9 protein-coding genes and 1 pseudogene are annotated in these 8647 nt (G+C 49.0%); 5 read left to right on the top strand and 5 right to left on the bottom strand.

All coding sequences use genetic code 11. The features are described from left to right. The 5 genes and pseudogenes from AC4MRN_RS17490 to coaBC all read right to left on the bottom strand — a co-directional run. A pseudogene (locus tag AC4MRN_RS17490) lies at window positions 1-290 on the bottom strand (hypothetical protein); the annotation flags it as partial. Window positions 291-327: 37 nt separating this feature from the next. Beyond that, window positions 328-654 (bottom strand): DUF1820 family protein, encoded by a 327-nt coding sequence (locus AC4MRN_RS17495; protein ID WP_073323967.1) that lies wholly within the window; start codon window positions 652-654, stop codon window positions 328-330. Window positions 655-843: 189 nt separating this feature from the next. Then, on the bottom strand, window positions 844-1416 hold the full coding sequence (locus AC4MRN_RS17500; protein WP_491203997.1) for a TetR/AcrR family transcriptional regulator: 573 nt from the start codon (window positions 1414-1416) through the stop codon (window positions 844-846). Between the two features lie 96 nt (window positions 1417-1512). Beyond that, window positions 1513-2103 carry a nucleoid occlusion factor SlmA gene (gene slmA, locus AC4MRN_RS17505; protein ID WP_073323972.1) on the bottom strand — a complete coding sequence of 197 codons (591 nt, stop codon included), beginning with the start codon at window positions 2101-2103 and terminating at the stop codon, window positions 1513-1515. 65 nt (window positions 2104-2168) lie between these two features. After that, a complete protein-coding gene (gene coaBC / locus AC4MRN_RS17510) occupies window positions 2169-3374 on the bottom strand; it encodes a bifunctional phosphopantothenoylcysteine decarboxylase/phosphopantothenate--cysteine ligase CoaBC (RefSeq protein WP_491203998.1) in 1206 nt (401 codons plus the stop codon). A 196-nt stretch (window positions 3375-3570) separates the two neighbouring features. On the opposite strand from coaBC, the gene radC reads away from it, so the two are divergent. From radC to AC4MRN_RS17535, 5 genes are all read left to right on the top strand, one after another. Continuing rightward, window positions 3571-4245, top strand: coding sequence for a RadC family protein (gene radC, locus AC4MRN_RS17515; protein ID WP_073323976.1), 675 nt, complete (start codon window positions 3571-3573; stop codon window positions 4243-4245). A gap of 172 nt (window positions 4246-4417) precedes the next feature. Then, window positions 4418-4813, top strand: a complete 396-nt coding sequence (locus tag AC4MRN_RS17520; protein WP_370241187.1) for a hypothetical protein — start codon at window positions 4418-4420, stop codon at window positions 4811-4813. 89 nt (window positions 4814-4902) lie between these two features. Beyond that, window positions 4903-5595: a YjbF family lipoprotein gene (locus AC4MRN_RS17525; RefSeq protein WP_491203999.1), complete on the top strand. Its 693-nt coding sequence runs from the start codon at window positions 4903-4905 to the stop codon at window positions 5593-5595. A 1-nt stretch (window position 5596) separates the two neighbouring features. Next, the gene (locus tag AC4MRN_RS17530) at window positions 5597-6328 is read left to right on the top strand and encodes a capsule biosynthesis GfcC family protein (RefSeq protein ID WP_491204000.1); all 732 of its coding nucleotides are present in this window, start codon (window positions 5597-5599) and stop codon (window positions 6326-6328) included. Window positions 6329-6330: 2 nt separating this feature from the next. Next, entirely contained in the window at window positions 6331-8436 is a 2106-nt protein-coding gene (locus AC4MRN_RS17535) for a YjbH domain-containing protein (RefSeq protein WP_491204001.1), read from the top strand. The last annotated feature ends 211 nt before the right edge of the window (window positions 8437-8647 follow it).

Genomic DNA, 8647 nt, shown 5'->3' on the forward strand with positions numbered 1-8647 from the left:
TCCATGCATAACACCGCAATGGTACTGATATTGTGAAAAACAAACTGAAATACTTCAAACGCACCCGTGTCAATTAAACCACGCTTGTGGGACGACTCCAGGCGTTCCACCAAAAAGTGCTGGATTTGCTTTGCCAGCATGACCATGCCGCTGGTTGAATCACTGATGCGACGATTGCTGGCTTTGAGGTTTGACTGGGATAGCACCAGCTCTTTTTGCAAGCTTTGAACACGCATTACAAAGTACACCAACAACAGGACCAGCGCTGCAATTGAAGCAAATATCACCATGGGTTTAACAATCCTCTTCGTTACTGCTTTTACACGGTTAGTCTTTCTTCGGTGTGTAAATTGGACTTGGGAAAGCAGTTACTTTATCAGATAGTTGAGTGATTTTGGCAGTCCCTTGTTTTTTTACTGTGTCGATACGCAATACATTGTGCATGGGGATATACGTGCGAGTAACGTCGGCAAACTCATCTTTGAGCTTTTCGTGCGTCGGATCTACCACTAAATGCGTGTGGTTGTCCCACACAAAATCGCCAATTTCAACAAAGCCAAAAAGCCCACCCTGAGATAATTCTCTTACGTACAATTCATACCGCTCGCCATTACTGACAAACTGAATACGATACAGAACTTGCTTATCGGTCATAATATCTCGCTAAAAACACCAACGTTGCGCGTGAAAAAAATATAGGAATTGGGTATCGCCACACCAATCCGAATGGAAGGCTGCCCTCTCTGGCTTCATTTCGAATGCCATTCAGTTAAGAGGGGAGAGTATCAGCCCTCACGGATTATAATGATTTCGTGCCAGGGTGCCAGAGGGCGAGAATGTTGTTTATGCGGTAATAATCGGGTTCAGTAACGCTTGCGTTGCAATGTGCAGTTCTTCTTTGGTTTCTGCCAGAATACTGTTCACGGCAAAGCCTTGTACAAAGCAGGTGAGCTGCAGCGCAACGGCTTCTACATTAATCTCGGCCTTTACCGTCCCCTGGCGCTGTGCTTGCTCCAGACAACCAATAAAACCAAGCTGTAAGCGGTCTAAATAATGCCGGCCAATTGACTGAATGGTCGTATCGTCATGGCCAAGTTCTGTGACCATATTGATCAATAGACACCCTCTGCCAAACATGACAGAAATGTACGCATCGAAGAAGGCTTCAATAGACGCAATACCATGGTGGTTTTCAAGGTGTTGAACAATAGGGGCCAGAGTGTGCTCATGATAATAAGACAGGGTGTCGTATAAAAACTGTTGTTTACTGCCAAATTCTAAATAAAAGCCTCGTCGGTTAAATTCAGTACGGGCAATGATTTCTTCCATTACGGCGCCGTGAAAACTGTGCTCCAGGAAAATATCAACCGCCTGCTCCATAATGGCATTGACGTCATACAGTGATTTTCGTGGCATAACTCACGCTCTGATTTTTAAAAGAATAAACGTTCTAAATGTAGTAGGCATTAAGGAAAATGCAAACAGCGATGCAGCCGCATCGCTGTTTGGGGGCTAGCAGAAGAAAGACTGCTTGAAACAAGCCCAGTGTTCGTTGAAGTGCTCGGTTGGCTTGCGTTGGAAGCCAGTGCGAATGAATTGATTAATACGTCCGTCAGTAAAACAAATCAGGGTATTGGCAATTAAGGCTTCGTCGGCAGTCAGTTGCTTACCTTCGCGCAGTCTGCGTTCACGCAAAATCTGTTTGAGTTGTGTTTCCAACCGCTCAAATAATTTGGCTATTCGCAAGCGTAAGCGCTCTTGTTCACCCAACAAGGCGTCGCCGTTTAAGATTCGGGTAATGCCCGGGTTCTTTTCGGCAAAACCTAAGATCAAATGCAGGATCAACTGGCAACGTGCCGCAGAATCTTTTTCTTCATTAATGATTTTATTAATGCGAGAAAACAACGTCTCTTCAATGAATTCAATCAGGCCTTCAAACATCCGCGCTTTGCTGGGAAAGTGGCGGTAAAGCGCAGCTTCAGAAACGCCAACTTTCTCCGCTAGCTTTGCGGTAGTAATGCGTTGACCCGGACTGGTTTCGAGCATTCCGGCCAGCGCCTGTAGAATCTGTGCTCTGCGATTGGTTTTTTTTGCGGCAGGCATAATGAGCGTGCTTCCTCCATTGTCGGCGTACCTACTGATCACCGAATAATGCGTTCAGTAAAAATTTAACTGTGTTGTAATTGGTATCGTTCGTTTATCAGGTTCAATAATATCAGTGCTAATTCGGTTTTGGGTTGAGGCGGTAGCTCGACACTGCCGTCTTTCCAAAATACATGTAGCGCATTGGCGTCACTATTAAACCCTAATCCTGCCCGAGTAATGTCGTTGGCAGCAATCATATCCAGCTTTTTATCGGCCAGTTTCTTTTGAGCATAAGCTTCAACATTCTGGCTCTCTGCCGCAAACCCTACACAAAAGGGAGGATTAGGCAATCCGGCAACCGTTTTTAGGATATCAGGGTTTTTTACAAAAGTAAGTGTTAACGTATCCGCATTCTTCTTTATTTTGTTGTCGGCAATATCAGACGCGCGGTAGTCCGCCACAGCGGCGGTAGCAATAAAAATGTCGCTGTTTGTTACCTGACTCATAACGGCCTCGAGCATTTGGTCGGCGCTTTCAACATTGATTCGACTGGCACCAACAGGCGTAGGCAAATTCACCGGTCCCGCAACCAGGGTTACTTTGGCGCCTAAAGCCAGCGCCTGTTGGGCAATCGCAAAACCCATTTTTCCCGAGCTGTGATTAGAAATAAAGCGCACCGGGTCCAGGCTTTCACGCGTAGGGCCCGCAGTAATAACCAGGGATTTGCCCGCAAGCGGCTGCTCGCGGCTTATATAGGTCATCAGGCTTTCAACAATGGCTTCTGGTTCCAGCATGCGACCGGGACCAACATCACCACAGGCCTGTTCGCCGTCGGCCGGACCAACCAGGAATGCACCATACTGCTGAACGCGGTTAATATTTGCCTGCGTAGGCATGGCTTTCCACATTTGCTGATTCATTGCTGGCGCAATGACTACCTGGGCCGTCGTGGCCAGGAATAATGTGGTAAGTAAGTCATCGGCAATCCCATTTGCCAGTTTGGCAAGGGTATTGGCGGTGGCAGGCGCGATCAGCAATATATCAGCCCATTTGGCCAGTTCAATGTGGCCCATGGCGGCTTCGGCTGTTGGATCCAATAAGTCGGTGCTTACCGGGTGACCCGATACAGCCTGTAATGACAGCTCACTAACAAAATGGGTAGCAGAATCGGTTAATACGACTCTGACAATGGCACCTTGTGCGGTGAGTTTTCTTACCAGATCCGGGGTTTTGTAAGCTGCAATGCCGCCAGTGATCCCCAGAACCACCTTTTTTCCTGCTAATGACATTTATATTCACCTGACTGAATAAACGCCGAAAGACTACCATGCAAGGGCTCAGCTGTGTAGCTATTGATCAAAAAGTGATGGCGTTGAAGGAGTTATTCACGCACCAAATTAGTGCATGAAAACACGGCAGAAGTGCAGTAGGCATGAACAACCCGGTTAATTAAGCTATTGCTGTATTTACTAAGCGAGAGATCCCATGACATTACTGAGGTTACCCGAACAGTCCCGCCCGCGTGAGAAGCTGTTAGCGCAGGGCGTTGCTCAGCTATCGGATACCGAGTTACTGGCGGTGCTGATCCGCAGTGGCAATCAGGGACTGTCCGCGCTGGATATTGCCCGTTGCTTATTGCAGACATTTGGTTCGCTGCGCGGCGTAATGACGGCGCCAAAAAGCCATTTGTGCAAAGTTACCGGCATTGGAGAAACCAAGTTTTGTGAGTTTCAGGCCGCCATGGAAATATGCCGGCGTCATTTGGCTGAACCGCTGCACGAACGCTCGATGTTTCACAGCGCAGAAGATGCCAAACTCTATCTACGCGCACAGTTGCGGGATCTGAACCAGGAAGTCTTTGCACTCATGTTACTCAATAGCCAGCATCATTTACTGGCATTCAGGAAAATGTTTACCGGTACTATTAACGCTGCGGCTGTTTATCCCAGAGAGCTGGTAAAGCAGGCGCTAGCAGATAACGCCGCGGCTGTTATTCTGGTCCATAACCACCCTTCCGGTAACCCCAAGCCCAGCCCGGCCGACATTACGTTAACCCGGGACGTAAAAAAAGCGATGGAACTGGTAGATATTCAGGTGCTTGATCATTTTATTGTCGCCGACAATCAGGTATGCTCACTCGCTCAGCAAGGATTGCTGTAGAAATTTTAGCCAGGATATTTCTATTTTACTGATTTTTTGGCATAAAACATGGATGGTTTTTAGACACTGGGCGGAAATATTAATGTTTGATTAATTTTTCTTAGCCTATAGTCATCTGGTGCAAAATGCACTAATATGCCTTACTGGCGGATATCCAAAGAAAGGACTAATCATGAAGAAAACATTACTTGCTACGTTGATAGGTGCGTCGACCATCCTGTCAGCGGGTACTTATGCCCAAGAAGGTACTGGCGGTGCAGGTGCTGCTGGTGCTGCGAGTGGAAGCGTTGTATCTGCTGCTGTTGCGGCTGGTGCTATCGTAACCTCTCTGGCTGCATCAATTATTGCTAATAACCGAGGCAAATCTGTTGTTGGTGACGGCGATGGAGACGGTGATGGCGATGGTGACGGCGATGGTGACGGCGACGGCGATTGTAACGGCGACGACGAACTGGTTGACGGCGTATGCATCGGCACAACTGTAACCAACACAGTAACTGTATCTGGTACACAAACTATCACTGTACCGGTAACTGTGACTTACATCTACGCTCCTGGCGAACAGTAAGCGTTAACGATTTTTAAAAAAGCCGCCTTCAAGGCGGCTTTTTTATTGTGTAACATGGAATCAGTTCATCTTAAGGCCAAAATTGCTGCATGACCGTTAGATCTTTTCGTAACCTTGCCTGTTTGGCAGTGGTTACCGCTTTCCTTGTAAGTTGCTCTTCCACACATCGTTTATATATGGAGTCTTTGCGCCTTGCATTTCGCTCAGGTCCAGAGAAGAGCCTTGCTGACATCCAACAAAGTAAAATTGATTTGATGCAACTTGAGCTAGGCGACAGAAATCCGGCATTTCTCGCCCTGGCTTACCTTGAGAACGACCAGCATAAGTGGGTGTCTGCCGACCATGCCGTTTTCGTGTTCCATCACGACAAGTTGGTACAGACGTCGGGGTTTGCCACAGACGTTCTGAGTACCAGTCATCTCGACACGAATCCGCTGGTGGATATCGCATCAGCCAACACAACGACCTGGCAATACACTATCGATATTGCCAACCATGAATACGGCTTACCTGTTGAATCAACATTTAAAAAAGATGGCACGGTAACCAAATCGTTCTACGGTCAAACTTTCACACTCGACAAATGGGTGGAAACTGTGCGTACAGAGCCTTCTACGCCATATTGGGACAGCGCTTACGACTGGGAAAACAGCTACCTGGTAGAGCCTGTCTCGGGCAACGTCTTTTACAGTGAGCAAACCGCCTCGCCTTTTACTGAAGCCATGGTGATCACTTACGTTAGCCGTATTGCACGCCACATCAAAAACAGCGGGGGCTTATAGTATGAAGAGGCATTTAGGGTGCTTACTCGCGTTATGCCTGTTGAGCCAAGCTGTAACCGCAGCCCAATTGTCGTTTAATACGCAAAATACCATTATTACCTTCGACAAACCCGTTAAGCTGGCCGAGGTGCTGGCAACACTGCCCGACCCGCATTCGGTTTACTGGGCCGGGGCCGAAGTGTATGAGCTGGACAGCCCGAAAGCAGAAGCGCAGCGTGCTGAGGTCATGCAGCTACTGGCAAATCTGATCCGCCGACAATCCTCGGGTTCAGCTCGCCATACTCTGTTGAGCGATCTTTACCGTGACATCAGCGACTGGCATCTTATGCGTCGGCTCAACATTGATGTCGATTTCGATCAGGCCAGATTAAACCCCAAACGCAATCCCGGCTTTGTGTCGGGCCGCTATTACATAAAAGCGAAGCCCAGCATGCAGAGTTTGTCGCTGGTTGGGCCAATTGGTGCGCAACAGACCCTGACATTTAACAATGCCTCGACCGTGCGTGACTACCTGGAACAAGCAACGCCAGCGGACTCTGCCGACAAGGATTATGTGTATGTCATAGAGCCTGATGGCAAAGTGTCCAAGCAGGGTATCGCCTATTGGAACAATACACACTACAAGCCAATGCCAGGCAGTGTGATTTACCTGCCGCTTCAAACTGATTTATTCAGCGACGACATTGAGCAGCTCAATGATCATATCGCCAGATTGCTACAACACAGGATGTAACCGTGACTGCTTTGAATTTAAGGCTTGCCGTGGCAACGGCATTAATGAGTGGTGTAGCGGTAGCAGATGAAGTACCGGCTGCAGATAATCCTTACAGTGTATCGCCCTCGCAGATGGTGCAGGGAGGGGTAGGTCTGTGGCAAACCCCAACGGCCCGAATGATGCCCGAAGGGGCGTTATCTCTTAATTATACAGACAATCAGGAATACCGCTTTTGGTCGGTGAGCCTGCAGCTCTTCCCCTGGATGGAAGCTACCGCGCGTTACACCGATACCCGTACCCGGCTTTACAGTAACGTAGACAGTTTTAGTGGCGACCAAACACTCAAAGACAAAGGACTCGACGTAAAATTTCGCCTGTGGGAAGAAAGTTACTATCTGCCCGACATATCGTTAGGATTCCGCGACTTTGGGGGCACGGGCTTCTTCGACAGCGAATTTGTCAATATGAGTAAGTCTGTCGGCCCCTTTGATTTTCACGCCGGTGTAGGCTGGGGATACATGGGAACCCATGACGATGTAACCAGTCCTTTCTGTAAACTGCGCGACAGCTACTGTGAGCGACCTACCGGGTTCTCGGGCCGTGGCGGTAAGGTGGATTACCAAAACTTCTTCAAGGGGCCTATGGCGTTCTTTGGGGGGGTAGAATACCGCACTCCCATAGACGGGCTGACGTTAAAAGCGGAATACGAAGGGAATAACTACGTAGATGACCGCGCAGGTGCTTTGCAACAGGACACTCGCTGGAACGTAGGGGCGCTGTATCGCTGGAAGGGGTTTGACTTTACCCTCAACTATCAGCGCGGCAACACGGTTGGGTTTGGGGTGAGCTACCGGTTGAATATGCACACCGTCAAACAGCAAAAAATTGTCCGTCCGCCAATGGATATTACCGACAAGGAGCCCGCTGCAGACGTTGAGTCCATTAACAAGCAACGGCTGGTCAGCAACCTCGTGACCAACGCCGGGTTCGTGCCGAACGACATGGATATCGATGAAACCAGCGCGACCATTTACGGGGTGCAAACCTCGTATCGCGATGACGAAGAAGCCATCGAGCGCGTGGGGCGCATTCTGGCATCCGAAATGCCAGAGTCCGTGAAGGAATACCACATTGTCGAGCATACGGGTAACCACCTGATGGTCGACACGGTAGTGGATGCGGACGAATTCAAGCAGCACGCGAAGTACGAAGTGCCTGAAACCGATTTGCCATCAACCTATTACCGCACGTCGCCCGATGCTGAAACACGGGAAAACTTTACCCCCAAAACCGAGTCGGGCATGTTGTACGGCGCTGAATTCTTCTGGACGCAATCTATTGGTAACCCGGAAGCCTTTTACATGTATCAGGCAGGCCTGATGTTCACCGGCGGTTACCAGTTTAATCGTAACTTCGGTGTGTATGGTACGGTGAGCGCGACGCTGTTGGAGAACTTCGATAAATTCAACTTCAAAGTGGATAATGAAGAGTCTGCATTGCCGCGTGTGCGCACACAAACCCGCGAATACGTGACCAACGGCGTTATGTCGATGAACTCGCTGTACGGCAACTGGTTCGACACCTACGGCGATGACTGGTACTACGCCGGGTATGCAGGGTACCTCGAAACCATGTACGCCGGGGTGGGCGCTGAAGTGATGTACCGGCCGCTCGACAGTCGCTGGGCATTCGGTATCGACGCGAACTTTGTTCAGCAGCGCGATTTCGAAAACGAATTCGGTTTACTGGATTACAAAGCTTTTACCGGTTTCGCCAGTGTGTACTGGCAACCTGAGATTTTGCCTGATGCGCGCATTCGCCTGAGCGCAGGTCAATTCCTGGCGCGCGACAAAGGGGTGAATATCGAATTCGCCAAGCGCTTCGACAGCGGCATTGTGGTAGGTGCGTTTGCGTCGTTTACCAATGTGTCAGCAGAAGAATACGGCGAAGGTAGTTTTACCAAGGGATTCTTTATCTCGGTACCGTTTGATTTATTTGTGTTGAAACCGGCTACGGGCCGTGGCACTTTCCCCTGGATCCCGATTGCGCGGGACGGTGGGCAAATGCTGAATCGCCCGGTTAACCTGATCAGCACCACGGAAAAACGGTCGCCATTTTTTGACTAGAACCGGCCGCAAAGTCAGGCCGTGATCGGGTTTGCGCGACTTTTTTCGCTTTTTAAGTTGAATTTGTCGCGCATTTGCTGTATAAAATGCGCCCTCTTTATTAAGGTTATATCGTCAGTTGCATTGCCATTAAAAATGCGCAAAAACGACTGACACGACAAAATTCGTTGTTCTGGAGACAAATAATGTCAAGAGTATGTCAAGTAACAGG

It is taken from the genome of Marisediminitalea sp., from assembly GCF_984433645.1.